Source organism: Parabacteroides sp. AF39-10AC, assembly GCF_003635405.1.
GTDB classification, from domain to species: domain Bacteria; phylum Bacteroidota; class Bacteroidia; order Bacteroidales; family Tannerellaceae; genus Parabacteroides; species Parabacteroides distasonis.
Genome location: NZ_QTLP01000001.1, coordinates 135,363 through 161,168 on the forward strand (window position 1 = coordinate 135,363; position 25,806 = coordinate 161,168).

Sequence of the window (25,806 nt, forward strand, 5' to 3'; positions counted from 1 at the left end):
ACTTGTCAAATTTTAGCTGCCTCATTCAATACATATTCAACCAAACTATCATAACTATAATGTTCCACAAAATGATTGTATATTAAGTTTGACAAGTCATATCTATCTTGTGAGTGATCTAGGTAATAGTTTATCTTTTCCACCGCATCGTCAATTGTCCGAAATGATACGAGCTCCGGATCTATCGGTAGAAGATCTTTCAATATCGGACGATAATCACACAGCTGGAAAGCACCGGATCCATTAATCTCAAAGAACTTATTATTCACAGATTCAATTTCCGCATAATGCAAATTATTAAATACGATCTTAGCTCCATATAATATACGAGCTTTTTCCTCTCCTACTATATATTTCCCTTGGAAACAATCATCTAGCTCTGAAGAGAAATAGGCTCCTTTTTTACCGTACAAAGCCAAGTGTACTCCTCGTTTTTTCAAGATAGAAAGCATTCTAGTCCGATATGGGTACATATTACCAAACGCCAGTACATCTATATTCTCTTCCTGTTCGCATGTCAATTTATCTCGCTTAGGCCGTTTATGGATACGTGTATTAAATGCCTCATTATACAACCTAACATTCAACTTCATGTTATCCCGCATGAATCTCATCATATAAGGATCTTTAGTAAAATAGAGGTCATAAGGTTCTACAAATAATTGCAGACGTTCAAGAGTTGTTAGTTGATCTGGATTTATATGGATAATATGGATTCTATTAAGCTTTATTATACGTACTAATTCCGGATGGATAAACCGATAAACCCCTATCACCAGATCCGGATCACGACGAAGAACACTATCAAGTACCCTATTAAACACACTCCGATCATAAGTTTCCGAGTATCTTCTGGCTAATGTATCAAATGTACGTAACCACTTATTAGTACTAACAGAAGAAGAGTAAATATCCACAATCGAACACGAATGCCCCTGTTGATTGAATGTTTCATTCAAGTTATATTCCAAAGAATCAAACGATTTCGATCCAACAATTACTATTTTCATATTTAGATAATTTTATACATACAAATATTTATTGTATTATCCTATAAACAACTTCTTTAAAGAATCGATATATACTTCTTAATTGAACATTAATATGTGTTTTATATATATAAATAATCATTTGCTTAAAAAATAACAATAGATCGATCTTTATAAGAGCTAAAACAAACCATAATGTATAATTATAATATTCTATTTTATTTATATCATAAAGAAAATCATTCACTTTATATCCAACCTTTATTCTTGATAAAAGATATTCCTTATTTAGAGAATACTGAAGAGATCCATATCTTACATTTCTTATATATACAATATAGTTGCAGATATCAATTTCTTTTGCTACATAGCCAACATTAACACTAAACCAAACATCATTTGAAGCGACAACTTCCTCAAATTTAATACTATACCTTTCTATCATACTAACTTTTACCATTTTTGCCCATGGCGAATAGCACCTATATCTTAAAGTATCACTTCTTTTCTTATAAAGGTCTTCTTCTAGATTAGTAACACACAACCCATCTTCTAAATCTTCTCCTGTTATTAAATCTATCGTTTTATATGGAATGTAAATTACGTCCATTACAGAATTCTCATAATCATCAAATAATCTATTTACATTTTCAGAAAAATAATCATCTGCATCAGAGAATAGCAACCATTTACCTTTTACATATTTTATACCTGTATTTCGGGCATATCCTGCACCTTTTCCTTCTTTTGTAAAAATAACTTCAACATTAGATCTATTTAAACCAGGAAACTTATCAAAATCTACAATATTAGGATCACTATTATCATCTACTACAATAATCTGTACATCCTCTCTATTGGGAATCGAATCCAAGCAACGTTGAAGTAAATTAGGAATATTTTTATGTGGAATAATTATTGAGTAATTTATCATTACATTAAAAAATTAAATTAATAAAAAACAGTAGCATTTATATTCTCTTTTTGAATCCCAACAGCTCTAAGCACCAATTCCTATAAATCAGCGTTACAAAGCAAAAAAACTCTACCGAAACGACCATCACCGTCATCGTATAAAGATTTACGTGTTGTGTAAGTAAAAGCAAAGTGATTCCTGTCATAAAAAATAAGCAATTATTCACCATCACACGCATATAAATAGCCGAATATCCAAACGGAACGAGGCGATTTCCTCCCATAAAACTATTGAAGGAAACTAAGATCACAGAAATACCCAGTAATCGTATAATAACAGAAGTCTCCTCCATATATTGCCCGATAAAAAGATACACAATCCAATCACTACAAAGACACACACATATATATGCCAAAAGCACAGCTCCTGCGACCAAAAACATCACACGATTAACAAATCTAATATTACGTTCACGAGCTATCCTTGGGAAAACTGCTTGTGCCATCATTGAAATAGGGAGCTTCAAACATTGTATCACCTTATCAGCCATATCATAGATAGATACTTCTGACATACCAAGAATAGAACCTATCACTAATTTGTTTATATTCACGTAGATTTGAGTAGATAAACCCGAAACAAACAATGGAAGACTCTCCTTATAAGCTAATTTCAAATCTCTTATTGATATTATTGACAACCTTATCTTCTCTTTTCCTAATACGATATATAAAGATAGGCTACCTGCCAATATAGTGCCAATACCATTCAAGAGCGGCACCAACAAATAATCCTCCTGATTATGGATAAACAAGAATATAGCGACCACGAACAGCAAACGGGCCGACAAGTTTACGATCGCAATATATTTCATCTTCTCAATTCCTTGGAAGAACCAAATAGGTAACAAAAGCTCATTAAATGTCAATAAAAAAGTAAGGGCATAGACCCAATAATGATCCTTAAAAAACGGGACTATACTTATAACCGAAAAATATACGATCAAACAAATCAACCAAAGGATAAACTTACACAAATAAGTGGATGATACAATCTGAGATAGCCTCTCCTTATTCCCTTTATAAACCGCTACATTCTTCGCTCCGGACATATTAAATCCAAAGTTTATAACCAATGATACATAAGCTATAATCGTTTGAGCGAATACGATCACTCCATACAAATCCAAACCTATGATCCGTAATAAATAAGGATAGGTCAATAATGGGAATAAGATCGTAAAAACTTGCAATATGCTCAAGTAGGAAAAATTAGCCAGTACGGTCTTATTCCTACTCAGTTTCTCTCGTAAAGACATGATTTGTAAAGTGAATCTGTAGGTATACAAATATAAGAGTGAGTTCCATTTGGAACCTACCTATATTTAGATATTCAAATTTTATCGGTTATTCCTATTATCGTTTTATAGCTGCGGCTCTTTCATATAACGTGATCCACCTTTAGCGTTTTCAATTGATCTTCCACCCCTCGATCGTCCTCTTCTCCGTACTGAAATTAATCCCCACCTTCACCACTGGCAGGCCGTAAAGTGCGAAACGTTCGGGGTAATCCTTCAAATTGATTTGCTCCATGGCAGCCTCGGCGCTTTGGTCCAATTTCAGCTCGATCACGTAAAGCGTGGAAGGTGTGCGGAGCACCATGTCCACACGGCCTTGCGGCGTACGGACCTCCACATCGACATAATTACCGATCAGCGTGAAAATGACATAGAGCAATTGCTGGTAATGGCCTTCGTAATGCGTGTTATCGCAATAGGGGATCGTGGAGAGATAGGTGCGCATCAAGCGCAACGCACCATCCATGTCACCGTTGTAGATCATCTCCGCCATTTCCGCCACCATCGTATTCAACTCGGCAGGACGTTGCACATAGTTGGGCAACAGGCTGCGCATCAAGCCGATCCGGACCTCTTTATTCGGGATATCGAGCTTATAAAGACCGGAAAACGCCGAGTAGCCCTTGATCGTGATATAACCGCTTTGATAAAGTAATGGCGTGATGCTCGTCATCCGTTCCGTTGGTGCGTCAAAATCAGCCGCCACACATTTACGATTACCTATTTCTTGCGGGATCACGTGGTACTTACGCAGCATCTCGACCAAGTAGGTCGGCGTACCGCTACCGAACCAGTAGGAGTCGATCCGGCCATCGGCCAATGCGTTCAACAAACCGAACGGATTGTATATATCGGGCGACGGCCACGTGAAATGATAACCGTCGTAATTCTGTTTCAAGACTTCCAAAGCCTCTTCCGGAGTAACGCCGAGGTTGCCGGCCAAACGGTCGATGCCCTCACCCATCTGTTCTCGCATCTCCTCTTCCGTGATACCGCAGATCGATCCATACTCGGGGAGCATACTGATATTCTTGATATTATTCAGCTCGCTGAAGATACTCAACTGGGAAAATTTCGTGATGCCGGTCAGGAAGACGAAACGCAGGTAGGGGTCGCATGCCTTCAGTGGGCTGTAGAAATTGCGCATCACGTTGCGCAACACGGGCAGATTCTTCTCCTCATGCACCACATCCAGCAAAGGAGCGTCGTACTCATCGATCAAGACAACCACCTTTTGCCCGGTCTGCTCGAAGGCACGTTTGATAAGACTCTCCAAGCGGTCATTCACCATAAGCGCATTCTCATCACGCCCATAAACGGACTCCCACTCTGACAAACGACGCCCCAAATAATGTTCCAAGCCCTCCCGATCCAGGTGCTTGCCGAGGCTCATATCGAAATGAAGCACCGGATAACTCGTCCATTCCTTCTCCAATTTCTCGATAGCCAAGCCCTCGAACAGCTCCTTCCGGCCCTCAAAATAGCTGCGGAGCGTGGAGGTCAGCAAGGACTTACCGAAGCGACGAGGACGGCTCAAGAAGATATAACTCGACGCTCCATGCGTCATACGGTACACCAACTCAGTCTTGTCCACGTACACATAATTACCCTCCCGTAATTTCGAGAATGTCTGGATACCTATAGGATATAATCGTCGTTGCTCCATAGCCGTGAAGATTTATGATTTTATACTACAAATATAACACATTTCCGGCAAACCATCAACCATCAACCATCAATCACAAATCCCCCCTCTCTTTCTCCACCCTCTCCCGCACCCTCCCCGATAGCGGATAACTCTGTTCCAGTATCCGGCTGCGGGAAGATCGGAGTTCATTTCGCTCGGGCTCACGCTCCTTCTCCGGGAAATGGAAGGACACCAAGTGGAGGAAGGTGGCGTAGACACGGTCTAGTGATTCCAGCCGCAGACTACCATCCGGATGGCTTGGACTCAACTTCGACAGTGTGTGGCGGCTGATACCCAAGAACACGGAAGCGTCTCGCACGGAGGACAGACCCCAACGATCCAAGATGAGGTATACCTCGAAGGACGCCACACGAATCCAAGGGTTCAGATCCGAGCTTTGCGGTTCGATCATTACGTCTCAAGGGGGAAATCTCTCCATGGTGAAACGCTAAAACCTTGAAGAAACATTAAAATAGGTTATAATACTCTTAAATTGGCGCACCCATGAGTGCGCCACCCACAAATTCAAAGGCTATATCTTTACCTGCGATCCGAAGCGAAAGCCTTGGATCATCATTGTTTAAACCTTATTAAAAACAAACACAATGGAAGAATCCATCATGTCTTTTTACAACGCTCCGATTACCAATCAAGTGCCAAACGGAGTGGTCAGTATCATCCAATTGCATGCCTACGTCAGCACCAATGAATGGCTACGGGAACGGACGGACCGCACACGTGTCGCACTGGACGACGAGAAACGGTTCAGGCAGTTGAAGCAAAGCCTGCTGCCCTATGTCACGCCCGCCGGGGTATTCTCCTACCGAAAGGAGGACCGGTTGCTTTTTCCCTCGGGTGAACTGGTTATCGATATCGATCATCTCGCCTCGCCCAAGGAGGCTTGTACGTGGCGAGACACGCTGTTCGCCGATGAGCGGCTACGCCCCGACCTCGCCTTCATCAGCCCCAGTAACACAGGCGTAAAGCTCTTCGTGCCTTATCGTTTGTCCGTTACCGCCACGATCGAGTGGGCCTTCGACGAGGCACGACGATCGGCTTGGGAATACCTTGAGTGGAGATACGGACTGAAAGCCGATACCTCAAACGCCGACCTGTCAAGGGCTTGCTTCCTCTGCCACGACTCTTCAGCCAAGCTGAGAAATCGTGGCAATTGAAAATTGAGAATTGAAAATTGAAAATTATATATTACCATGAACACTATTCAAGATTTAGAGCGGCTCGTGGCCGCTATCGAGAAACAGGGGGCGAACGTCGCTCCCACCTATCAAGAGTATATGCCGCTGGCCTTCGCTATCGCCAACGATTGCGGCGAGGCGGGACGGTCGTTGTTCCATCGCATCTGCCGTATCTCGGAAAAGTATGTGTCCGACGAGGCGGACAGACTCTTCGACCACGCCCTCAAAGGGGGTAACGGGCGAAACGGAATCGGGTCTGTCTATCACTGGGCAGAGACCGCTGGCGTGAAACTCGACAAACAACTGGCCGGTACCGCCCGGAGCTACGCCGGGAAACAACCCGAAACTTGCGAACTTGCAAACTTGCAGCCCTCTCATCCTCTCACACACACCTGCGCACATGAGGCGTACATTAATATGCCCGTCTTCGGAAACTATGATTGGCCCCCTTTCTTGAACCAGCTCATCGACTGCGGTGACTCCCCGGCGCAACGGGATATCCTGCTGCTAGGTGCCGTCACCGTACTAGGCGCTACCCTCAACAAGCACTTGCGCATACTCTACGGACGTAAATACCATTATCCCTGCCTGCAAACCTTCATCGTGGCACCTCCCGCCTCGGGAAAAGGGGCGCTCACTTGGGTACGCCACCTAGCCGAACCGATCCACGAGGCAATGATGGAGGAATTCAAATCCCTACGCAAGGAATACCGGCTGGAGAAGGCACGCTGGGGTTCCCTAGGCAAGGAGCGGGCGAAAACCCCTGAGCCGGAAGAGCCAAGGCCTAAGATGTTCCTGATCGCCGGCGATAATTCCGGAACGGGCGTATTGGAGAATCTGATAGAGGCGGACGGCGTGGGGCTGATCTGCGAGACTGAGGCGGATACCGTCAGCACTGCTATCGGCACGGATTACGGCCATTGGAGCGATACCTTGCGCAAATGCTACGATCATGACCGACTAGCCTTTAACCGGCGTATGAATCATGAGTATCTGGAATGTATGAAATCTTTTCTCAGTGTCTTGTTAAGCGGGACACCGGCACAGGTGAAACCGCTCATTCCCTCGGCCGAGAACGGATTGTTCTCACGCCAGATGTTTTACTATATGCCCTCCATCACCGAATGGGTAAACCAGTTCGACCTGTCCGATGAGGATTATGATTCCCGGTTCACCGGATGGGGCAAACAGTGGAAGACGTTCATCGAGTGGCTCGGCGCTTCCGTGAATCTCATTCAGCTCAAGCTGTCCGAAGAGCAAAAAATCCGTTTCAACGAACGTTTCGCACAACTTTTCGGCCATGCGGGTTTCACGCATGGGGGAGCCATGAGAAGCACCGTGGCACGTATCGCCATCAACATCTGCCGAATCCTAAGCGTGGTGGCCCTGCTACGAGCCACGGAAAAACTCCTCCCGCCACACAAAACAATTTTCAATTCTCAATTCTCCATTTTCAAATGCCCCGGTCTCTCCCCTTCCGATGACATACCGGAAGAGAATGTCCGAGACGGTATCGTACCGAAACTGGACCTGACAGCGACAGAGGCTGATTTCGAGGCCGTGCTCAACCTCACCGAGCCTCTTTACCGGCACGCTTGCCATATCCTGTCTATCCTGCCCGCTACCGACGTGCAACAACGGGAACCTACTCCTCAAGAGGCGCTATTCGATGCCCTCCCCCTCGCCTTCAACCGCCAAGAGGCGCTTCATGAGGCAAAGAGGATCGGCATGGGTACCGATACCCTAGATTCTCACTTACGGCGTATGCTGGAAAAGGGCGTGATCCAAAAGAACGCACGGGGTGAATATATATTCACGGCCAAACAACGCCAGACACCCCAATCCCCTTTATAATGTACATGTATGTGTGTGAGGTATGGAACCGACCGCAAGTTTGCAAGTTCGCAAGTTTCATTTTCCCAGATTCATAATCCATAAACAATAAATCAAATGTCCTTACCATTAAGAAAGTCCGCATTGGCAGCATCCTATTTCCCGGAACTGGCCTCCCATCAAGCCTGTAACCGTCTACGCCGCTGGATCATCCGATGCACGGAGCTGTACGACAAGCTGCGGGAGACAGGCTACCGTCCCGAGCAACGTATATTCACGCCACGACAGGTGGGGTTGATCATCCACTACCTCGGAGAACCGTAAATTAGTTGACAGGTGACAAGTGACAGTTGCGCACGGCGGTGAATTAACTGCCACTTGTCAACTATCAACTAGAACGCCCATCCAAGGCTCCTTATAATGCCCATTCAAAGAGGCTTACAATGCCTATCCAAAGAACCTTACGATGGGCAGCGTAGTCCGGCGGCCATTGGTTACCATTATTCATTGTTAATTATTCATTATTCATTCCCTAAGGTATCACCCGGCATCACCGCCCCTTACGGCGGAACCTATCTTTGTAACGTTGATCAACAAACAATTAATTTTCTATTATCAACTTTTAATTTTCTATTACCATGCCACAAGCATTTCAAGCACGAAAGTTTTTTATCCCCAAGACGGATCCCAAGCAGGAGGTGTACAAGCCGGTTCCCTATTATTTCGGTACCCTGTCCACGCAAGACGCGGCCGATCAGATCGCCGAGGAGTCGTCGCTCACGAAGGGTGACGTATTGAACGTGTTGGACCGCTACCAGCGGTATGTCATCAAGAACCTGCAGAAAGGCTACAAGGTGGAGCTGCTGGGGTTCGGAACCGTCTATAACCGCTTCGTCACGGAGAAGGGGGTAGCGACCGCCCCCGAGGTCAAGGCTACGCACATAAGGACTATCGTGCCGGGATTCTCGCCTTCCTATACCATACTGAACGGAGCACGACGGTACTCGCTGCTGGGCGAGAAGACTTCGTTGCTCAAGGTGACGATACTCGGGACGCCGGTGGAGGAAGGGGGCGGTTCCGATTCTGAGTCGCCTGATGAGATCTGATGTGTCACTTTTGGCTTGACCCAAAAGTAACCAAAAGGTCAAGGCTGACGCTGACGGGCTACTTCGAGACCTACGCTCGCTGTCGCATCCCAACTCGCTACGCTCAAACAGGGATGCTCCGGGCGCTCGCTACGGTCTCTTCGCTTGACGCCCGTCCGCTGAGGCCGTCCGAAGGAAAGCGAAGCTTTCCTCTTATATCAGCCGGGATTCCTAATTCATAACTCATAATTTAAAATTCATAATTCATGAAAAAGTCCGTATGGAGTACCATTATCAAAGTGATCATCGCCGTAGCTACCGCCATCGCGGGAGCACTTGGCATCCAATCCTGTATTCTCTAATTTTCAATTTTCAATTATCAATTTTCAATTATCATGGGTAAGGCTTATTGTTTCTACCAGAATTACAGGGAGGTCAGACTCCTTGTAATTCATTGCTCGGCCACACGATATGACAGGGATTTTCCTGTGGAGGCGCTCCGTTCATCGCACAAGGCACGGGGATTCGCCGATATCGGCTATCATTTCTATATCACACGGGACGGGAAATTACACCGCTGCCGGCCGGTCAACCAGATCGGGGCGCACGCAGCCGGATGGAACGACAAAAGTATCGGTATATGTTACGAGGGAGGACTCGACGAACAGGGCCGTCCGGCCGATACCCGGACCTACGCCCAGCGCTGTACCTTGATGGATCTGCTACGGCAATTACGAAGGGACTACCCGGAGGCACGTATTCTAGGGCATTACCAGCTTAGCCCCTATATAAAGAAGTCTTGCCCTTGCTTTGACGCAAGGAAGGAGTATGAAACCTTATGAAAGCCATACTATGCCTCCACAAAAAATAGTCGTCATTCATCTATTGGATATAAATTATTCTTTACTAATTCATAGAAGGCTTGAACTAAAACATTACGTTTCGAATTATTTTTATTTAAATAAATAGAAACGTAAAGCAGGTAATCATCTATTTGGGTGGAAGCATCGTATTTTATGATGCTTCCATCATTATAAACAGAATACCATTTAGAGAACAACAATCTGCGCTTTTTTTCTTTGCCATCTAAATTATCACAAACCATTATCATCGCATGGTCGTTCCTTGAGAAGAATATCCGTAATAACGAGACTATGGTCATCGCTATACGATTATCTATCGAATGAGGTCTATCCGACTCCGGCTCTATATTAAAAGTATAGACATTATCAAATGTCGGATGGTATATTGAAAAATCTATAAAATAAGCATGATAAACAATGCCATGCTTAGTCTTAAATGAATAATTCCAATCACTTTCCTCTACTATATCATAAGGGAGTGGCAAACTTGATTCCACGTTGTCGTGCTATTTCTTTTATATCACCTCCCTTTTGAATACATTCTCGAATAATTCGTTTGTCTTCCAATATCTTTTGAAAGACAGACACTGGTCTCATTTCTTTTTTTTTGTTATCCATAGAGGTTTCGTTTTTTATGTTATTAGGCAAAGATAGCTATATTATCTTACAAACAAAGTTTTACCACAAGATATTACAGAAATATCAGAATTTCTTACCGAACGCTATATTCAAGAAGGTCTTCACCAATATCTTGAAATCGAACAGCCAAGAGCGATGCTCCAGATAGAACAGGTCGTAACGCAAGCGGCGGAGCATCTTATCGACCGTGTCCGTATACCCATTGTAGAGCGTGGCGTAAGAGGTCACCCCCGGACGGATCTGGTAGAGGTAACGGTAACGGGGATCACGCTCCATGATCTGGTCGATATAGAACTGGCGCTCCGGACGGGGACCGATAAAGGACATGTCGCCCACAAAAACATTCCATAACTGGGGCAACTCGTCCAAGTGATGTACCCGAAGGAATTTTCCGACACGGGTCATCCGGGGATCTGCCCCACCCTTGTAAAGGGCCGGACCGAATTTCTCAGCGTCCAGACGCATACTACGGAACTTATAGATGTTGAACGGGCGACCGAAACGACCGATACGCTCTTGCCTAAAGATCGCCGGGCCTCCATCCTCCCGTTTTACGGCGATATAACAAAGTAAAAACAGCGGGGAGAATACGATCAAGGCCAAAAACGCCAGCGCACAATCCCCTATACGTTTTACATTACGTTGGAACATACCCATCCCATCCGGGATGAATCGCTCCGGTTCCGCTCCCTCACTTTTTCCGAATGGTGTAGTTTTCTTTTTTTCAGCACTCATACTCTCTCACTTAATAAAGGTAGTCCCTCCACCTCGCCGGCGTGCCATTCACGGTAGTCTGCCAAGGAAAATCCGGGGACGGTCAATAGCTTGTAATCCGACTCGTCTCTTCTCAAGATATGTTTGCGGGCGTACGAGCGGAGCGAGCGATCCGTAACGGACACCATCACGATCGGGAACGGGTAGGCGTACAGGCGCAACGGCATGGTCTCGCTATCCGGAAATGCACGATACAACTGATAGGCCGAACACTCAAAAGCCACCCAGTAAGCCCCCGTACAATACAGGTGTATTGAGTTTTGGTTCGCACGCTCACGATCCATGATCTCTGTCAAATGCTCACGCAACAGGTTCATCAACCGGAGGCCGGAAGGAACCTCGCACGTCTCTCTCTCTTTTCTCATATCTTTCATTTATCGCTATGCGCAATTTTTACTTATCAACTGATCCCGTGTCCGAGCCAACGGTCGTAATCACGTAAACGACGTATCAACACGGACTTGCTCTTCTTGGGCAAGGCCTCCTCCATCCAAGGATCAACCAACTCGTGCGCCATGCGCTGATAGAGGCTGCTGTCCGTACAGCCGTACAGCGTGACCAGCAACAAGGCACGGGATTGCCCCGCTTTTATCACTGGGAGCATGCTGCGCATCGTGGAGCGCAAACGATCGAACTCATCCGACTCGCCCAAAAGCAGATAGGCAGGAAGGAGCAAAGAGTAAAGCTTGCAACGGATCACGTCGGTCTCAGCACGGAGAGAGGCGTAGCCACGCAGGACCTCACGGGCCAGACAGGCATCCTCCTCCACTACGCTGCCGGACGAATGGTAACGCCCCAAGGCATCGTGCAAGCCTTCCGACAGACGGTCGTTGTCCAAATGGGTATAGACGTGCTTGCCCCCCGTGTTCAACTCGATCAACTCATACTCCCCAGCTCTCACCTCGAACAAGGGAACCCACATGCAATCGAGGATACGCACCATCACGTCCTTATGGCCACCGCCCGGCTGTACCACCACCTCCGCCTCCATGTCGGCAAACGGGCCGGAGGTGATACGCACACGGTCGCCTTTCAACAGGTGGCCGCTATCAGGCACGTACACCGGAAGCTCGTTGGAGTAAGACGCCGCGACCCAACGTAAGGTCTCCATCTCACGATCCGAGAGGTAGGGAAAGTAAGACTGTCCACCCGAGGAAACCCGGGGTAGGAAATTGTACAGGGGAAGCGTACGCTTCAGACTAAAGATCTCGTTCTCCGAGGCGTGGATGAACACGTAGTTGTACAGCAGGGGCCGTTTCGTGTTGACCATCTTGCCGCCCACCTTCCTCGCCTCGACATACGAGGGGGAGAAATACTCGAACAAGGCCTCCCCACGACGCTCGCGGCGGGAAAGCTCAACGTCCAGTCCCTTCGAGGGGCTGATCTTGTCACGCCCGCCACCGGCGGTAGGAAGCGTGAGCACGTACCAGCGGACAGCCTCTTGATCACGTCGCTTACGAACATGCGCCATGAACCTATCCGAGCACTTGCCTGTCAATATATCCATCTCTATGATTATCTTTTCTAGTGGTTATCCCATGGCCCGAAAACAGACCCCATGGCAATTCAGAGCCCTACCAAGAATCATTTATATCATCTTGATAAACAGCGTTTTATATTTTCAAATATGGCATTACTGAAAATTACCATCTCTCGAAATCTTAGGCTACTTGGAGAGTAGCGTAAAAAGGTAGGAGAATGGTTATTACCCGGTTGTAGAGACGGGGCATGCCCCGTCTCCCACCGTCTGGGAGTAATTTTAAATACCATTTTGAAGGGATGAGACGGGGCACGCCCCATCTCTACAGGGATACACACAGGTTATGAGACATGGCGGAATGATACCGAAAACAAGGAGTCGTTTCGCCCGCATCACCGTGTCTATACGTCTAGGAAAAAATGGAAAAATCAAAGAATAGAGAGGGTCAAACACCAATAATGAACAAACAAGCGGATCTATTCGCTTGTTTTTAGCTATTTTTTATTACATTTGCGCCGTGAAAGAATACGCTACTCTCCAAGTAGCCTCACCCCGCTTGAGATTCATAATTATAGACACCGCCAAAGCAGGCGCTATTAACCTCCGTCATTTTCCCTAAAGAGAAACTCCTTAAATAAATTTGTGTTGTCTTAATAGATTTATGCCCCAATAGTTCGCTGATCATTTCAATCGGGACATTTTGTTCTTTTAATGTCATGGCAAAAGAATGGCGAATCGTATAAGAGGTGACATCCGAGGTAATTCCCGCAAATTCTTTCAACGCTTTTAAATTCCGGTTAAATCGAAATAGTGCCGCATTGTATTCGAGGTATTCCTCACGCCCCTCTCTGGTGCCACTCAGAAAGGGAAATAAATATCCGGAATCTCGCACTTTCTCTCCTGACAATTCCTTATACATTGTCTCGGCTGTCTCCAAGATCTCCAGTCTCATCGGTGTCCCGGTCTTCTGACGGTTGTAATCTAATATACCGTTTTTGATATTACCGGTCTTCAAGTGAGCAAAGTCAACGAAAGACATACCCCCAAACAGAAACATCAAGCAAAGCGCCAACTGTGTCTTTCTCTGCTTCCCATCCTCCACCGGGACTGTCATCAGACGGTGTAAATCCTCGATAGGCAAGGACTTCTTACGCTTACTTTCCACACCCGTAAAAATCCCCTTGAATAAAGTGGGAATAAATTCCGCCTTACCGTTCTCCACCGCTTTGTTATAGATACAACGCAAACGCCGCATATAAGTGGAAATCGTATTGCGCATACAGCCGTTCTCCAATAAATAAGCCTCGTACCGGCGAAGATTATCCTTATTAATAGCCGAGTAAGCTATACAGTCGGTTCCGCTATACCTTATAAAGGAGTTCAATGCGTCTTGATAACTCTTAGCCGAGGAATATCGCTTTTCTCGATTCAACTGGGCTATATACTCCCTCATACCTTCTACAAATCCTTTCTCATCCATATCCCTATTTTAAATACTGTTTTGTAAATGAATGAACAAATGTATTTAAAAAGAGATCCCCTTTACCCTATCTCACGAATGAGAATAGTAAAGGGGGAAGACTAAAGTTATTTCTTCAATTTTATCTCGATAACACCATTACGACCTTTCTCTCCAAATTTAGCGATCGCCTCGTTTCCTTTGTACACATTCATAGACGCAATACGATCGGGATTCAAATTGTCCATCCTCTCTTTAGATGATTCCACTCCATCGATGTAAACAATACCGGAGAAAGAGGATTTTACCTTTGATGCCTCCTTAGCAGCCTTCTCATTGATATCTATGGCTTTCATGGCCTCCTCTATGGTTCGATTGATCTCCGGTTGGATCTTCTCCATTTCGGCGGCAATAGTCTCATCTATCTTGGCTGCCTCTATCGCCGCTTGCACAGCCTTGTCGATCTCAGCTTGGTGTTTCGCCATTTCCGCAGAAACTATCTCGTCGATATTCGCCGCTTTCACAGCCTCTTCAACCGCCTTGTCAATCTCCGGCTGGTATTTCTCCATCACGGCCGAGACCTTTTCCGGTATCGCTTGCATATCTTTTTCAGAAACGACCGAATCCCTTGCGAGGGTCTCAACCTCTACATTTCTTTTAGGCTCTTTTTTTTCCTGAACCGGAATAATTTCGCTAATTTTGACACTCGAAATCTTCTCCAATTCGTGAGAGATTTCCGGACGGGCAAAGGCTACCACCGTTAAGGCTGCCAACGGGAGTACATACAGATACTTCAACCGTGCCCATGGACTTGATTTTTGTTTTAACATCATAGCTATTCGCTTTTTAAGTGAACTGTGATTAAAGCTGTTGGCCATAGAAGTGAAGCGCTGTGCACCAACAGCTTTTTTGATTAATAATAATTGATATCTTTTTGCGTCGACGCCTTGATTTAATACGCTCTCGTCGGCCTCGTATTCATGGATATTTTGTAATTCCTGCCTCAACAACCAGACAGATGGGTTGAACCAATGGAACAGGATACAAATCTCGGAGATCAGCAGATCAATGGAATGACGGGCTTTTATATGCGCCATCTCATGCGTCATGATCTCTATCCCACTTTCCTCAAAATCCTTCCGGCTTATTACGATCGTTCGCATCCAACTGAACGGGACGACTGGTTGGTCCGTAAGAATCAGATGGATTCCGTCCACCAGCTTCGGTGTACCTTGTCTCATCAACCGAAACAAGGCATAAAATGAATATGCGAATTGACAAAGCGTTAATATCCCTCCAATTATATAGGCTATCACCATAACTCGTAACCATACAGGTTGGCTAGCGGATTCTGCCGACGTTCTCATGGAAACCGCCGCTAGCAAATTCTCCAAATCCATGACCGGACGCTGAATGGCCGTCGCTTCCTCCAAAGTAATCTCACAAAATGGGATGATAACCGAAAGCATGATCAAGCTTAATAAAGCGATCCGGTTGAAACGATGGAAGGTATCACGGCTCAACAATAGCTTATAAAACAGATAAAATATCGTCAAGCACACGGATGATTTAAGGATATATACAAAGAAGATTCCCATATTCGTTCTTATTTACGATTCCCTTGTTCTACATCATCTATTAGTTTTCGCAGATCATCCACAGAGATATCCTCTTCCTTGATCAGCGTAGAGACAACCCCCAGATAAGAATTATTGAAATACTTAGCGATCACATTTTTCAACGTACCGTTGCTATACTCCTTTTCTGTTAAGACCGCATAATATTGATAGCTATTCCCGAAATTCTTATGGGCGAGGAAACCTTTCTCCTCCAAGCCTCGGACAATCGTAGAAAGGGTATTGAAATGAGGTTTAGGCTCCTCGTAATATTCAAGTAGCTCCTTCACGAACAATGGGCCTTTCTGCCAGAACCAGCCCATGATTTCTTCTTCTTTCGCCGTAAGTCGTTTCATAACCTTATCTTGTTTGCGACAAAGTAACTAAAACTTTTAGTTACCAAACTAATTCGTATAGTTAATAAACTAAAAGAGATAGTTTATTCATTGATCCAATCAAAAAAGCCGCCCCGGGAATGTCCGGGACGGCCTTTATTATATCCAGATGTTTGAATGATTAGGCGACAGGAATCGTTCCGCCAATCAAGATCACAACCAATAAGGCCAAGATAGCGTATAACTCAGGGAATACGGCCATTACCATCGTAGCACCGAATACGTTGTGTCCGGCACCAACACCAGCGATACCATTCGCGCAAACTTGAGCTTGGCGGATTGAAGAGTAAAAACCAGCGAAACCTAACACTAAACCAGCGCCGAAAACAGCCGTAGCGGCCAACATGGAAATATCAGCGACCAAGAACTTCTGCATCATAAAGTAGCCCACGAATCCATACAAACCCTGTGAAGAAGGCAACGCACTTAAAGCGATGTACGTACCCAGAGCATCCGGATTTTTCTTCATCGCACCTACCACCGCATTACCTGCGATCGTAACACCATAACTACTGCCGATAAAAGTTAAACCTGTCATCAACGCAATACCTACATAAGCTAATAAAATTGGTTCCATAATAAAATGTGTTTTTAAATTATTCTTTTATTGTTTTATTTTCTCGTTTAATTGTTATGCTTTTCTGAATGGCTCATAAGCCTTACCTCCACCTTCGAACTCTGCGTTCTTGTAATATTCCACGAAGATCAAACGAAGCGGGTGTACCAAGGAGCTGATCGTACAAAGAGCGATATTGATGGAGTGACCCACTAACAAGATCAACAACATACAGATCGCACGTGCCACGATATTCATACCGTCTGTCATCGTAACCGCCAACGTATTAAATACGCCACCCAAGATGGAACCGGTCAGACCGATAGCGAACAAACGAATGTATGATAACGTATCCCCCAGCAATCCGGAGGCCATATTGTACGTGTTCCAAAGTCCGGTACCAAAGTTCAAGAATACGTTCTTGCCCGGTGTATTGTACAGATAAGCGACAACCAGACCCAAGATGGCGATTCCGTAACATACCATAACGACAGCGTTCGGCAAGTGAACGTTCAACATTGGAAGTCCGAACGCCAATGCCAAGGATATGATCACGAACACCCAAGCGAACGGAGCGATACTGTGTTTCGTTCCTTTCTGTATCTTGATCTTGTAAGCAGCGACACATTTACCGAATATGATCTGTACCAAACCGATGACAATAGAGAATGTCATCAAGTTGTCGCTATTCACAAAGTAGTTCTTGATCTTTGACAAAGCCGGGATATCCGCCAAGGCCACTCCGAAGAAAGATCCCGTACAAGTACCCACCAATAAGGCGGCGAAACCTAAATACTGGAACAAGGTCAAATAAGGTTTGAAGTCCGGGTTCACCTTCTTCTTCAAGATCGTACAAGCGATCATGACCAACAAACCGTATCCGCCATCGCCGAAACAAAGTCCGAAGAACAGCATAAAGAACGGGGCGAACAACGGGGTCGGATCAAGTTCACCGTAATTAGGCAAGGAGAACATCTTCGTGATAGGCTCGTACAGCTTACTGAATTTATTATTCCGTAACTTGATAGGCACCTTATCCCCATCCTCGATCTCTAATTGCTGGAAGAAATAACCTTGCTTATCCAGCTCGTGCTCCAAGGCCGGAGCGTTTTCCGTCGGCACCCAACCTTCCAACAACATGAGCTTATCACCCGCTTGCCGGTCTGTCTGCACTAACGCATTAGAAAGATTAAACTCGTCCTGCAGGTTCTTATCGAATTCCTCCAACGTTTTATAATCCTCCACGGCACGATGTTTCAGCTCATCCTCCACATTCTGGATATCCTTGGTACGTTGATCCAGACGAGCACGCAACTTCGCCAATCCTTGAACCGGCATCTTCGGACGTTCAGCGTCTATATCGATCAAGGTACCTTCCTTGGTAATCGTGATAAAATACGTCACCGATTGGAAGTTATTGATCAGAATGGCGTTATACAGCACACCCCATTCCGGCTCGTACTTAGCGGTAGGACAGGTAAAGAACGTAACATCGTATCCCGCTCTTTTCAGACGGTTGATATTCTGATAACTGAACTCACCCCATATTTCCATATAAGCCAGATCCTTCTCGATCGATTGCTTGGAAGCGATCAATTGCGCTTTCTTATCTTGCAATTCCTCTATCTTACGCACCAACTTCAAGCCTTCCTCTTTCGTCAACTCACGGGCCGGGGCAAACTTAACGTCTTTCTCCGCCGCATGGAGGTTCTTAAAGTAACGCATCAGCGTATTGATCTGTTTACGCTCAGCCAGAAGCTCTTGCAACCTCTCGTTATCCATCACGGAGTTTGTCTCCTTGATATGGACGACACCTAAGTCACGAAGCATAGAAAGGAACGTATCATACTCCTTATGGTACACCATAAAGGCATATTTACTCATCTTTACTATCATACCTCGGCCTCCTCTTTTTCTTCTTTTGCCTTACGTTTCTCCTGATTGGCTCTCATGATCTTCTGTGAGGACTTAGAAAGACTCTCCTCGTCTTCCATAAACCGTTTCACCTTACGGATCGCATCCTTATAACCCGGAATCTGTACCTTCTCAAACAGGTTCACCTTCTGAGTGGTCTTTTTCCTAGCATGCTCCAACAACTCCAGCTTCATGCCCGAGAACTCCGCCTCGATACCGGTACGAGCCAGCTTTTTCAGCAACTCGATACCATCCGTATACCATGCGGGGGCATTAAAGAGACTATAGTGTCCGATCTCGAACTTGATCTCGTCCAATAACGGGACGATCACGCCGGCGATCTTCTTCGTGGAGAGTGTAACGTCCTTCACGGAGATCAGCTCCGGATTGAACTCGTTCCACAAAGCCACCATATTCTCGTAACTCTGAATCTCTCGTTCTAGCTGAAGTTCCAATTTATTCACTTCGTCCTTGGTCCGCTTCACCTCGATACGCAGGGCGCTCTCCTTGCTCTTGATCGTAGGCAGGGAGCGTTCACGCATCTTCAGTTGCTTTTCCAATTGCTGAAGAGAGGTTTTATTATATTGAAACTTTATTGCCATGTTTATTTAATTTACTTCCAGTACTTATCAACCAATCCTTGTTTGATATTTACCTCTTCCGGGCTGAAATATCTAGCGAACAATCCCCAAGCTACGTCCAGCATCTCCGTCGTATCCAAGTTTACGTCGATAGCCAACAGCTTAGAAGAATAATCCTTGGCGAAAGACAAGGTACGGTTGTCGTAGTCGGTCAAGTCGAAACCATTCTCCAGCTTGGTCTTAGCGTTGGCGGCATCGGCATACAAACGTACGGCGGCGTTCATTACCTGTGGATGATCCTCACGGGTCTTCTTTCCGGTTACCAGCTGTTTCAAACGAGACAAGCTTCGGAACGGATCGACGATGACCTTACCCACATCGCTATCACGACGCAAATACAACTGACCTTCCGTGATATAACCCGTATTATCAGGTACGGCATGCGTGATATCACCACCGGATAAGGTCGTTACGGCGATAATCGTGATGGAACCTCCCGCCGGGAATTGAACGGCTTTCTCGTAAATCTTCGCCAAATCCGAATACAAGGAACCCGGCATAGAGTCCTTAGACGGGATCTGGTCCATACGGTTTGATACGATCGCCAAGGCATCGGCGTAGTTGGTCATATCGGTAAGCAATACCAAGACCTTCTCGTTCTTCTCCACGGCGAAATACTCAGCGGCGCTCAACGCCATATCCGGGATCAAGATACGCTCTACGGACGGGTCCTCGGTCGTGTTGATAAAACTAACGATACGGTCTAGGGCACCGGCGTTACTAAATGTATTCTTAAAGAACAGGTAGTCGTCGTTCGTCATACCCATACCTCCCAAGATAATCTTATCGGACTTCGCACGCAAGGCTACCATCGCCATAACTTGGTTGAAAGGCTGGTCGGGATCGGCGAAGAACGGGATCTTCTGACCGGTTACCAAGGTATTATTCAAGTCGATACCGGCAATACCCGTAGCGATTAATTCAGAGGGTTGTTTACGACGTACCGGGTTCACGGACGGACCACCGATCTCGACCTCACGTCCCTCGGGGATCGGGCCGCCATCGATAGGCTCGCCATAAGCGTTGAAGAAACGTCCGGCTAACTGGTCACCTACTTTCAAGGAAGGGGCCTTCCCCATGAATACCACCTCGGCATTCGTACGGATACCTTCCGTTCCGGAGAATACCTGCAACGTCACCTCGTCGCCGATAATCTTTACCACCTGAGCCAGCTTTCCGTCTACAGAGGCCAACTCATCATACCCAACTCCCGTTGCTTTCAGCGAACAGGTAGCTTTTGTGATCTGGGTAATCTTCGTATATATTTTTTGAAATGCTTTTGTTGCCATAACTCTTTTAATTTTCGATTCTCTCCTTCAAAAGTTCATCCAGTTCCGTATTAAACTTCTTGAATTGGTCACTCTCATATTCCGAATAGTTCATCTGCTTAAAGATGTTGATCATCTTCTTAAAGTAGTCCATAACCTCAAGGAAGTTATCAAACTTAAACTCTGAACGGCAAACATTTACGACTCTATCCAGCATGAATTCCTGACGTTGCAACGGAGTAACCGCATCGATGGCATCGAAAGCATCCTGTTGCAAGATCACGAAGTCGATCAACTCGGACTTCCAGAATGTAACGTGATACTCGACAGGCACACCATCATCACCCAAGATATTGATTTGCTCGGAGATCTCCTTACCACGCAACATACGGGTCTTGATCTCGTTTACTTTCTCGATCCATTCCGGGGAGATATGTTTAGCGATGTATTCCTGAAACTCTGGATACTCGATATACTTGGAATAACTCTCGATCGGGTTTACAGCCGGATAACGTTTACGGTCGGCACGCTCCTGCTCCAAAGCATAGAAACAACGGGCCACCTTCTTCGTATTCTCGGTCACCGGCTCCTTCAAGTTACCACCGGCTGGCGATACCGTACCGATGAAAGTGACGGAGCCTGTAGCGTTGTTATTCAAATGAACGAATCCCGCACGAGCGTAGAAGTTCGCCACGATAGCGGACAAGTCCATCGGGAAGGCATCCGGTCCGGGCAACTCCTCCAAACGGTTGGACATCTCACGCAAAGCCTGTGCCCAGCGGGAAGTAGAGTCGGCCATCAACAGAACCTTCAAGCCCATGCTGCGATAATACTCGGCGATGGTCATCGCCGTATATACGGATGCCTCACGAGCGGCTACCGGCATGTTGGATGTATTGGCGATAATGATCGTACGTTCCATCAATTTACGTCCCGTATGCGGGTCTACCAATTCCGGGAACTCCGTAAATACCTCCACTACTTCATTCGCACGCTCACCGCAGGCGGCGATAATCACGATATCCGCTTCCGCTTGTTTAGAGATAGCGTGCTGAAGCACCGTCTTGCCCGTACCGAACGGACCGGGGATAAATCCGGTACCACCCTCAACGATCGGGTTCACGGTATCGATCGTACGAACGCCCGTCTCCAGCAATTTGAATGGACGGGGCTTTTCCTTATAACAAGTGATAGCTTTCTTTACCGGCCATTTCTGGATCATCGTCACGTTTACGTCCGTGCCATTTTCGTCCGTAAGGATAGCCATCGTATCATTGATGGTATATTGTCCGGCTGGAACCACCGATTTCACAGTATAAGATCCCTCGAACTTAAAGGGGACCATAATCTTATGAGGTTGGAAATTCTCGTCCACCTCTCCCAGCCAATCACCGGCGCTCACGGTATCGCCCGCTTTAGCCAGAGGCTTGAAATCCCACTTCTTATCATTGTCCAACGCAAACGTATAATCGCCACGTTTCAAGAATACACCTTCCATCTTGTCCAAGTCATTCTGTAAACCGTCATAGTTGCGGGACAACATACCCGGACCCAGCGTAACTTCCAACATATGCCCTTGGAATTCAGCCTCGTCACCGACACGCATACCACGTGTGCTCTCAAATACTTGTACAAAGGCATTCTTACCTATCACCTTGATTACTTCCGACATCAGCTTCACGCCTCCGACAGAAATGTAACAGATCTCATTCTGAGAAACCGGACCATCCACCTCTACGGTTACTAGGTTGGATACGATTCCTTTTACAATTCCTTTCGTAGCCATAATTTATTTTATATTGTTTCTTTTAAATTCTTCCAACGCATTCTCACTACCCATCTTCATGGCGCCTACCAATTCACGGAAAGTCTTCTCGCCTCTCGCCTTATCCAAGGTTACCCAGCGCTCTATCATCTCCAATTTCAATAAATAAGCGAATACACTCTCTATGTCGAACGTCTTGAAGAAGGTATTATCGTCCAGCCATTTCCATTTCAAAAGATCGATTTTCTTCTCACGAACGATCAGATCGGTCTCTTCGGCGATGCGTTGTAACTCTGGCAAATATTCCACGGAATCGCCCAAGCCGAAATCACGGGCGTTCGACGTACGGATATTTTCCGCTATCTCATTATGCCCCACGATATAATTGGCCTTATCAAATCCATATTTACGGCAAGTGATCGCAGTAAGAACATTGTTGATATTCAAGTTAAGCTCGAACCAATCGGCCACGAACTTATTCCCACATTTCATGGCATATTCATAATATAACGCAGCCAAGCGGTCTTCCCATGATATATATTCTTTCTCACTTTTGGTGTCCTTAGCCTCTTCGGCTAGATACAGTTTAAAAAAGTCCACGAAATAAGGCGGGAGATTATCATTTTTGGGAATTTTTTCCTCATCCTTCAACGCTTTATATAAAGTATTGAACTCATCATACGTTATTCTTCCTCTTTGATCCGGATCGGAGTCCGGTCTTTTAGCGTGAGCCAGCAGATTTATATTATCATATTTCAAATAAAATAAATCAATCAGCTTTTTATCCTTAGAAGATAGCATATCCTCTATTTCCGTCCGGAACTCACAGACCGAATAGGCTAGTTTACTATCATCCAACGCTATGTTAGGAAGTCCGGAGATTAAGTAGTAATACTTACTCATATCAGAACAGCATTTCTACTAATTGCGGACGCAAGAACTCTTTAAAGAACTCGATGAACTCGTCTTCGCCAAACGTCACTTTATAAGACCCATCCGCCGGGATAATAGAGAAAGACGCTTTCTTTCCGCTTACCTTCTCGATCTTATACCCTTTCTCTAGCAAGCCTTTGGCATTGGCCTCAAAATACGCCTTCAAGCCATCGGAATCAGAAGCTTGGATAGTCAAGAACTCATTAGCGGGCCAGCTTTTCACAAGCTCAAGGATCACTTTCTGCATATAGGCGGGATCCATCAACGCCGCTTTCACATTCGAACTAGCGATATCACCAGTGATAAGGTTTGTCACCTCGCTCTTTAATGCCTCGACAGACTGGGTGGCGAACAATTTCAATTCGGCTTCCGTATTCTTCTTCAACTCGGCAGCTTGTTTCTCAGCAGCCGCTACGATACGTTTCGCTTCCGCTTCCGCATCTTTAAGAATCGTATCCTTTTGAGCATTGGCCTCGGCGATTATACGCCCCGCTTCTTCGTTCCCCTTCTCTACACCTTCCTTGTAGATCTTGTCTGTTAGTTCCTGAATCTTTGTATCCATTTCCTATTATGTATTTGAATTGTATTTTTCAATAGTAAACGCCCACAAAGTTATTATTTTTCGCGGATTAACATCAAAATAAGTGTGAAATCAAGCTAAAAAATAACACTAGTCAAGTAAAATTCTATTTACATTCGTCTATATTGTATTTTTGTTCGTCTATTTGTATCTTTGTGAGTCAAAATACAAAATTAACATGTTTACGATTAGAAAAGCGACTATTGATGATCGTTCTCTTATTCATGATCTTGCCTCACGCATTTGGGAGAACACGTATGGAAAGATACTTTCTAAAGAGCAATTGGATTATATGTTCGATATGATGTACGCTCCGGATAACATTCTTAAACAAATGGAAGAGTTACATCATCAATATTTTATTATATTGGCGGACGATATGCCGGCAGGCTATTTATCCATAGAGAAAACAGGTGAAAACACGTACAATTTTCAAAAGATCTATTCCCTACCGGAAATGCATGGCACGGGAATCGGGCGTTTTATCATCGAACAAGGTATTAATTATTTGAAGGAGGTACATACCGGGCCTTTCACTATAGAATTATACGTAAACCGTTACAATCCCGCCATAGGCTTCTACAGACATATGGGATTACGGGAAATAGGCACACGGGACCATCATATAGGAAACGGCTATTTCATGAACGATTATATCATGAGCATGGAAGTGGAGAATAAATAGACAGTCATCCCCTATTCATATATTTATATATAGAATAGGGGATGATGATTGTCAACGGGTCTTCCCTCTTTTCGGATTACGAGGTTTCTCTAGGATTCGTACACTACTAACTTTTACAGAGTAAATAACAGCGATCCTATCATTCTTCGGATTCTCAATCGCAAGTTGAGAGTTCCAGATTTTCTTTTCTTGTTTTTTATCCATAACGCTACAATTTAATAGTTCATATTTAATAAGTCAAACCTTGACTGTCTTTTTCTCTTTTCCTTCCGCTATCTCAACCAGATAAACCCCGGCGCAAATACAGATAATGGCGAACGTCTGTGTCCAACTGAAACGGTCTTGCCCGATCAATAGGGATGTAATCGTTGCCACGATCAAGATCAGATAGCCATAAATAGCCACCAACGTAGTTTTCAAATACTTCAATCCGATAGGAATCAACAGATAACTAATTACCGTAGGGAAAATAAGCACAAACATCAATACGGCAAAAGGCCACCAATGAAATGGCTCCGAGAATAAAGGAGCATGAAAGCCCTCTATCGGCAAAATCAATAGACTGGAAAAAGCGGCGCCCGTGAATGTATATCGAAGCATCGTCATCGTCCCTACTTTTTGTAAGATCCGCTGGCTTAATACCAGATACACGGCATAAAACACGGAGCTAGCCAGACATAGCATATTTCCATTAAAAGCGTCCGCCGCTAAATCGTCGCTTTGCTGGGTCAAGATGCAAACCAAGGCCCCAGATAAACCAATCAAGATACCGAGTATTTTCATCCAAGTAGCCTTTTCCTTATAAAAGAATACCATAATCAAAAATACCCAGATCGGTTGCAAGCTCGTGAAAATAGAACTCGAGACCGGCGTTGTCTTGCTAAGCCCCACTAAATAAAGAAACATAAAACCATAGATACCGATAGCGCCTAGTAAGAATAGCCACACCTTATCTTTCGTCGTAGAAACCTCCGGTTTCATAAACCAGCCGATCACCCAAAACGCCACGGCCGCAAACACGCATCGGAAAGAAGCGCCCGTCAACGGGCTCATCCATAAGGGAAGCAAGTATTTCAAGGCGTTCATATTCAATCCACTGAAAGTTTTTGAGACCACCATGCTAATATTAGCTTCTGTTTTCTTATTTTTCACTGTCTATCATTTTTTAGTTTTAT

30 protein-coding genes are annotated in these 25,806 nt (G+C 45.2%); 7 read left to right on the forward strand and 23 right to left on the reverse strand.

Annotation, left to right across the window (positions count from 1 at the left end):
• Positions 1-5: 5 nt before the first annotated feature.
• The 5 genes from DW033_RS00545 to DW033_RS00565 form a co-directional block, all read right to left on the reverse strand.
• Complete coding sequence (locus DW033_RS00545) at positions 6-1,010, reverse strand: glycosyltransferase (RefSeq protein ID WP_048928440.1); 1,005 nt, start codon at positions 1,008-1,010, stop codon at positions 6-8.
• Positions 1,011-1,038: 28 nt separating this feature from the next.
• The gene (locus DW033_RS00550; protein WP_048928439.1) at positions 1,039-1,923 is read right to left on the reverse strand and encodes a glycosyltransferase family 2 protein; all 885 of its coding nucleotides are present in this window, start codon (positions 1,921-1,923) and stop codon (positions 1,039-1,041) included.
• A 37-nt stretch (positions 1,924-1,960) separates the two neighbouring features.
• Entirely contained in the window at positions 1,961-3,223 is a 1,263-nt protein-coding gene (locus tag DW033_RS00555) for an oligosaccharide flippase family protein (RefSeq protein WP_122382285.1), read from the reverse strand.
• A 151-nt stretch (positions 3,224-3,374) separates the two neighbouring features.
• The gene (locus DW033_RS00560; protein ID WP_005857343.1) at positions 3,375-4,928 is read right to left on the reverse strand and encodes an ATP-binding protein; all 1,554 of its coding nucleotides are present in this window, start codon (positions 4,926-4,928) and stop codon (positions 3,375-3,377) included.
• A 73-nt stretch (positions 4,929-5,001) separates the two neighbouring features.
• Positions 5,002-5,361, reverse strand: a complete 360-nt coding sequence (locus DW033_RS00565) for a hypothetical protein (RefSeq protein ID WP_057329531.1) — start codon at positions 5,359-5,361, stop codon at positions 5,002-5,004.
• Between the two features lie 193 nt (positions 5,362-5,554).
• On the opposite strand from DW033_RS00565, the gene DW033_RS00570 reads away from it, so the two are divergent.
• From DW033_RS00570 to DW033_RS00585, 4 genes are all read left to right on the forward strand, one after another.
• Entirely contained in the window at positions 5,555-6,124 is a 570-nt protein-coding gene (locus DW033_RS00570; RefSeq protein ID WP_122382286.1) for a BT4734/BF3469 family protein, read from the forward strand.
• A 36-nt stretch (positions 6,125-6,160) separates the two neighbouring features.
• Positions 6,161-7,999: a DUF3987 domain-containing protein gene (locus tag DW033_RS00575; protein WP_122378630.1), complete on the forward strand. Its 1,839-nt coding sequence runs from the start codon at positions 6,161-6,163 to the stop codon at positions 7,997-7,999.
• 96 nt (positions 8,000-8,095) lie between these two features.
• Positions 8,096-8,302 carry a DUF4248 domain-containing protein gene (locus tag DW033_RS00580; protein WP_005857347.1) on the forward strand — a complete coding sequence of 69 codons (207 nt, stop codon included), beginning with the start codon at positions 8,096-8,098 and terminating at the stop codon, positions 8,300-8,302.
• Between the two features lie 314 nt (positions 8,303-8,616).
• Positions 8,617-9,084, forward strand: a complete 468-nt coding sequence (locus DW033_RS00585; protein WP_005857915.1) for an HU family DNA-binding protein — start codon at positions 8,617-8,619, stop codon at positions 9,082-9,084.
• A 103-nt stretch (positions 9,085-9,187) separates the two neighbouring features.
• Here DW033_RS00585 and DW033_RS25190 read toward each other — a convergent pair whose 3' ends face one another.
• The gene (locus DW033_RS25190; protein WP_255406282.1) at positions 9,188-9,310 is read right to left on the reverse strand and encodes a hypothetical protein; all 123 of its coding nucleotides are present in this window, start codon (positions 9,308-9,310) and stop codon (positions 9,188-9,190) included.
• Between the two features lie 19 nt (positions 9,311-9,329).
• Between DW033_RS25190 and DW033_RS24435 the strand changes: the two genes are divergently transcribed.
• Both DW033_RS24435 and DW033_RS00595 read left to right on the forward strand, forming a co-directional pair.
• A complete protein-coding gene (locus DW033_RS24435; protein ID WP_005855736.1) occupies positions 9,330-9,425 on the forward strand; it encodes a smalltalk protein in 96 nt (31 codons plus the stop codon).
• A 33-nt stretch (positions 9,426-9,458) separates the two neighbouring features.
• Positions 9,459-9,905, forward strand: a complete 447-nt coding sequence (locus tag DW033_RS00595; RefSeq protein WP_057326510.1) for an N-acetylmuramoyl-L-alanine amidase — start codon at positions 9,459-9,461, stop codon at positions 9,903-9,905.
• A 32-nt stretch (positions 9,906-9,937) separates the two neighbouring features.
• Here DW033_RS00595 and DW033_RS00600 read toward each other — a convergent pair whose 3' ends face one another.
• The 15 genes from DW033_RS00600 to DW033_RS00665 all read right to left on the reverse strand — a co-directional run bounded on the left by DW033_RS00600 (position 9,938) and on the right by DW033_RS00665 (position 23,928).
• The gene (locus tag DW033_RS00600; protein WP_048928433.1) at positions 9,938-10,423 is read right to left on the reverse strand and encodes a DUF6169 family protein; all 486 of its coding nucleotides are present in this window, start codon (positions 10,421-10,423) and stop codon (positions 9,938-9,940) included.
• Positions 10,395-10,544, reverse strand: coding sequence for a hypothetical protein (locus tag DW033_RS24590; protein ID WP_005862749.1), 150 nt, complete (start codon positions 10,542-10,544; stop codon positions 10,395-10,397). Before DW033_RS24590 ends, DW033_RS00600 begins: the two co-directional genes overlap by 29 nt.
• Before the next feature lie 84 nt (positions 10,545-10,628).
• Complete coding sequence (locus tag DW033_RS00605) at positions 10,629-11,300, reverse strand: sugar transferase (RefSeq protein ID WP_005857350.1); 672 nt, start codon at positions 11,298-11,300, stop codon at positions 10,629-10,631.
• Positions 11,297-11,704 (reverse strand): hypothetical protein, encoded by a 408-nt coding sequence (locus tag DW033_RS00610; RefSeq protein ID WP_122382336.1) that lies wholly within the window; start codon positions 11,702-11,704, stop codon positions 11,297-11,299. Before DW033_RS00610 ends, DW033_RS00605 begins: the two co-directional genes overlap by 4 nt.
• Before the next feature lie 35 nt (positions 11,705-11,739).
• On the reverse strand, positions 11,740-12,846 hold the full coding sequence (locus DW033_RS00615; RefSeq protein WP_122382287.1) for a transcription termination/antitermination protein NusG: 1,107 nt from the start codon (positions 12,844-12,846) through the stop codon (positions 11,740-11,742).
• A gap of 520 nt (positions 12,847-13,366) precedes the next feature.
• Complete coding sequence (locus tag DW033_RS00620; protein WP_005857356.1) at positions 13,367-14,299, reverse strand: site-specific integrase; 933 nt, start codon at positions 14,297-14,299, stop codon at positions 13,367-13,369.
• A gap of 107 nt (positions 14,300-14,406) precedes the next feature.
• Positions 14,407-15,876: a M56 family metallopeptidase gene (locus tag DW033_RS00625; protein ID WP_122382288.1), complete on the reverse strand. Its 1,470-nt coding sequence runs from the start codon at positions 15,874-15,876 to the stop codon at positions 14,407-14,409.
• Between the two features lie 8 nt (positions 15,877-15,884).
• The gene (locus tag DW033_RS00630) at positions 15,885-16,250 is read right to left on the reverse strand and encodes a BlaI/MecI/CopY family transcriptional regulator (protein WP_005857360.1); all 366 of its coding nucleotides are present in this window, start codon (positions 16,248-16,250) and stop codon (positions 15,885-15,887) included.
• 160 nt (positions 16,251-16,410) lie between these two features.
• The gene (locus DW033_RS00635; protein WP_005857362.1) at positions 16,411-16,866 is read right to left on the reverse strand and encodes a hypothetical protein; all 456 of its coding nucleotides are present in this window, start codon (positions 16,864-16,866) and stop codon (positions 16,411-16,413) included.
• A 54-nt stretch (positions 16,867-16,920) separates the two neighbouring features.
• Entirely contained in the window at positions 16,921-18,741 is a 1,821-nt protein-coding gene (locus tag DW033_RS00640) for a V-type ATP synthase subunit I (protein WP_122382289.1), read from the reverse strand.
• Positions 18,738-19,361 (reverse strand): V-type ATP synthase subunit D, encoded by a 624-nt coding sequence (locus tag DW033_RS00645; RefSeq protein WP_005857366.1) that lies wholly within the window; start codon positions 19,359-19,361, stop codon positions 18,738-18,740. The genes DW033_RS00640 and DW033_RS00645 overlap by 4 nt, the downstream gene beginning before the upstream one ends.
• An 11-nt stretch (positions 19,362-19,372) precedes the next feature.
• A complete protein-coding gene (locus DW033_RS00650) occupies positions 19,373-20,689 on the reverse strand; it encodes a V-type ATP synthase subunit B (protein WP_005857368.1) in 1,317 nt (438 codons plus the stop codon).
• A gap of 7 nt (positions 20,690-20,696) precedes the next feature.
• On the reverse strand, positions 20,697-22,454 hold the full coding sequence (locus DW033_RS00655; RefSeq protein ID WP_057326508.1) for a V-type ATP synthase subunit A: 1,758 nt from the start codon (positions 22,452-22,454) through the stop codon (positions 20,697-20,699).
• Between the two features lie 3 nt (positions 22,455-22,457).
• Complete coding sequence (locus tag DW033_RS00660) at positions 22,458-23,336, reverse strand: DUF2764 domain-containing protein (protein ID WP_005862767.1); 879 nt, start codon at positions 23,334-23,336, stop codon at positions 22,458-22,460.
• A gap of 1 nt (position 23,337) precedes the next feature.
• Positions 23,338-23,928 (reverse strand): hypothetical protein, encoded by a 591-nt coding sequence (locus DW033_RS00665; protein WP_005857375.1) that lies wholly within the window; start codon positions 23,926-23,928, stop codon positions 23,338-23,340.
• Positions 23,929-24,124: 196 nt separating this feature from the next.
• Here DW033_RS00665 and DW033_RS00670 point away from each other — a divergent pair, with 196 nt between their 5' ends.
• Positions 24,125-24,631, forward strand: coding sequence for a GNAT family N-acetyltransferase (locus DW033_RS00670; RefSeq protein ID WP_005862768.1), 507 nt, complete (start codon positions 24,125-24,127; stop codon positions 24,629-24,631).
• A gap of 51 nt (positions 24,632-24,682) precedes the next feature.
• Here the strand turns inward: DW033_RS00670 and DW033_RS24595 are convergent, their stop codons facing one another.
• Both DW033_RS24595 and DW033_RS00675 read right to left on the reverse strand, forming a co-directional pair.
• Entirely contained in the window at positions 24,683-24,835 is a 153-nt protein-coding gene (locus DW033_RS24595; RefSeq protein ID WP_005857379.1) for a hypothetical protein, read from the reverse strand.
• A gap of 33 nt (positions 24,836-24,868) precedes the next feature.
• On the reverse strand, positions 24,869-25,783 hold the full coding sequence (locus DW033_RS00675; protein WP_005857381.1) for a DMT family transporter: 915 nt from the start codon (positions 25,781-25,783) through the stop codon (positions 24,869-24,871).
• Positions 25,784-25,806: the final 23 nt, after the last annotated feature.

Bases quoted from the DNA above. Each gene is read 5' to 3' on its own strand.
- DW033_RS00545 (WP_048928440.1), bottom strand. From the start codon at position 1,010: ATGAAAATAGTAATTGTTGGATCGAAATCGTTTGATTCTTTGGAATAT.
- DW033_RS00550 (WP_048928439.1), bottom strand. From the start codon at position 1,923: ATGATAAATTACTCAATAATTATTCCACATAAAAATATTCCTAATTTA.
- DW033_RS00555 (WP_122382285.1), bottom strand. From the start codon at position 3,223: ATGTCTTTACGAGAGAAACTGAGTAGGAATAAGACCGTACTGGCTAAT.
- DW033_RS00560 (WP_005857343.1), bottom strand. From the start codon at position 4,928: ATGGAGCAACGACGATTATATCCTATAGGTATCCAGACATTCTCGAAA.
- DW033_RS00565 (WP_057329531.1), bottom strand. From the start codon at position 5,361: ATGATCGAACCGCAAAGCTCGGATCTGAACCCTTGGATTCGTGTGGCG.
- DW033_RS00570 (WP_122382286.1), top strand. From the start codon at position 5,555: ATGGAAGAATCCATCATGTCTTTTTACAACGCTCCGATTACCAATCAA.
- DW033_RS00575 (WP_122378630.1), top strand. From the start codon at position 6,161: ATGAACACTATTCAAGATTTAGAGCGGCTCGTGGCCGCTATCGAGAAA.
- DW033_RS00580 (WP_005857347.1), top strand. From the start codon at position 8,096: ATGTCCTTACCATTAAGAAAGTCCGCATTGGCAGCATCCTATTTCCCG.
- DW033_RS00585 (WP_005857915.1), top strand. From the start codon at position 8,617: ATGCCACAAGCATTTCAAGCACGAAAGTTTTTTATCCCCAAGACGGAT.
- DW033_RS25190 (WP_255406282.1), bottom strand. From the start codon at position 9,310: ATGAGTTATGAATTAGGAATCCCGGCTGATATAAGAGGAAAGCTTCGC.
- DW033_RS24435 (WP_005855736.1), top strand. From the start codon at position 9,330: ATGAAAAAGTCCGTATGGAGTACCATTATCAAAGTGATCATCGCCGTA.
- DW033_RS00595 (WP_057326510.1), top strand. From the start codon at position 9,459: ATGGGTAAGGCTTATTGTTTCTACCAGAATTACAGGGAGGTCAGACTC.
- DW033_RS24590 (WP_005862749.1), bottom strand. From the start codon at position 10,544: ATGGATAACAAAAAAAAAGAAATGAGACCAGTGTCTGTCTTTCAAAAG.
- DW033_RS00605 (WP_005857350.1), bottom strand. From the start codon at position 11,300: ATGAGTGCTGAAAAAAAGAAAACTACACCATTCGGAAAAAGTGAGGGA.
- DW033_RS00610 (WP_122382336.1), bottom strand. From the start codon at position 11,704: ATGAGAAAAGAGAGAGAGACGTGCGAGGTTCCTTCCGGCCTCCGGTTG.
- DW033_RS00615 (WP_122382287.1), bottom strand. From the start codon at position 12,846: ATGGATATATTGACAGGCAAGTGCTCGGATAGGTTCATGGCGCATGTT.
- DW033_RS00620 (WP_005857356.1), bottom strand. From the start codon at position 14,299: ATGGATGAGAAAGGATTTGTAGAAGGTATGAGGGAGTATATAGCCCAG.
- DW033_RS00625 (WP_122382288.1), bottom strand. From the start codon at position 15,876: ATGGGAATCTTCTTTGTATATATCCTTAAATCATCCGTGTGCTTGACG.
- DW033_RS00630 (WP_005857360.1), bottom strand. From the start codon at position 16,250: ATGAAACGACTTACGGCGAAAGAAGAAGAAATCATGGGCTGGTTCTGG.
- DW033_RS00635 (WP_005857362.1), bottom strand. From the start codon at position 16,866: ATGGAACCAATTTTATTAGCTTATGTAGGTATTGCGTTGATGACAGGT.
- DW033_RS00640 (WP_122382289.1), bottom strand. From the start codon at position 18,741: ATGATAGTAAAGATGAGTAAATATGCCTTTATGGTGTACCATAAGGAG.
- DW033_RS00645 (WP_005857366.1), bottom strand. From the start codon at position 19,361: ATGGCAATAAAGTTTCAATATAATAAAACCTCTCTTCAGCAATTGGAA.
- DW033_RS00650 (WP_005857368.1), bottom strand. From the start codon at position 20,689: ATGGCAACAAAAGCATTTCAAAAAATATATACGAAGATTACCCAGATC.
- DW033_RS00655 (WP_057326508.1), bottom strand. From the start codon at position 22,454: ATGGCTACGAAAGGAATTGTAAAAGGAATCGTATCCAACCTAGTAACC.
- DW033_RS00660 (WP_005862767.1), bottom strand. From the start codon at position 23,336: ATGAGTAAGTATTACTACTTAATCTCCGGACTTCCTAACATAGCGTTG.
- DW033_RS00665 (WP_005857375.1), bottom strand. From the start codon at position 23,928: ATGGATACAAAGATTCAGGAACTAACAGACAAGATCTACAAGGAAGGT.
- DW033_RS00670 (WP_005862768.1), top strand. From the start codon at position 24,125: ATGTTTACGATTAGAAAAGCGACTATTGATGATCGTTCTCTTATTCAT.
- DW033_RS24595 (WP_005857379.1), bottom strand. From the start codon at position 24,835: ATGGATAAAAAACAAGAAAAGAAAATCTGGAACTCTCAACTTGCGATT.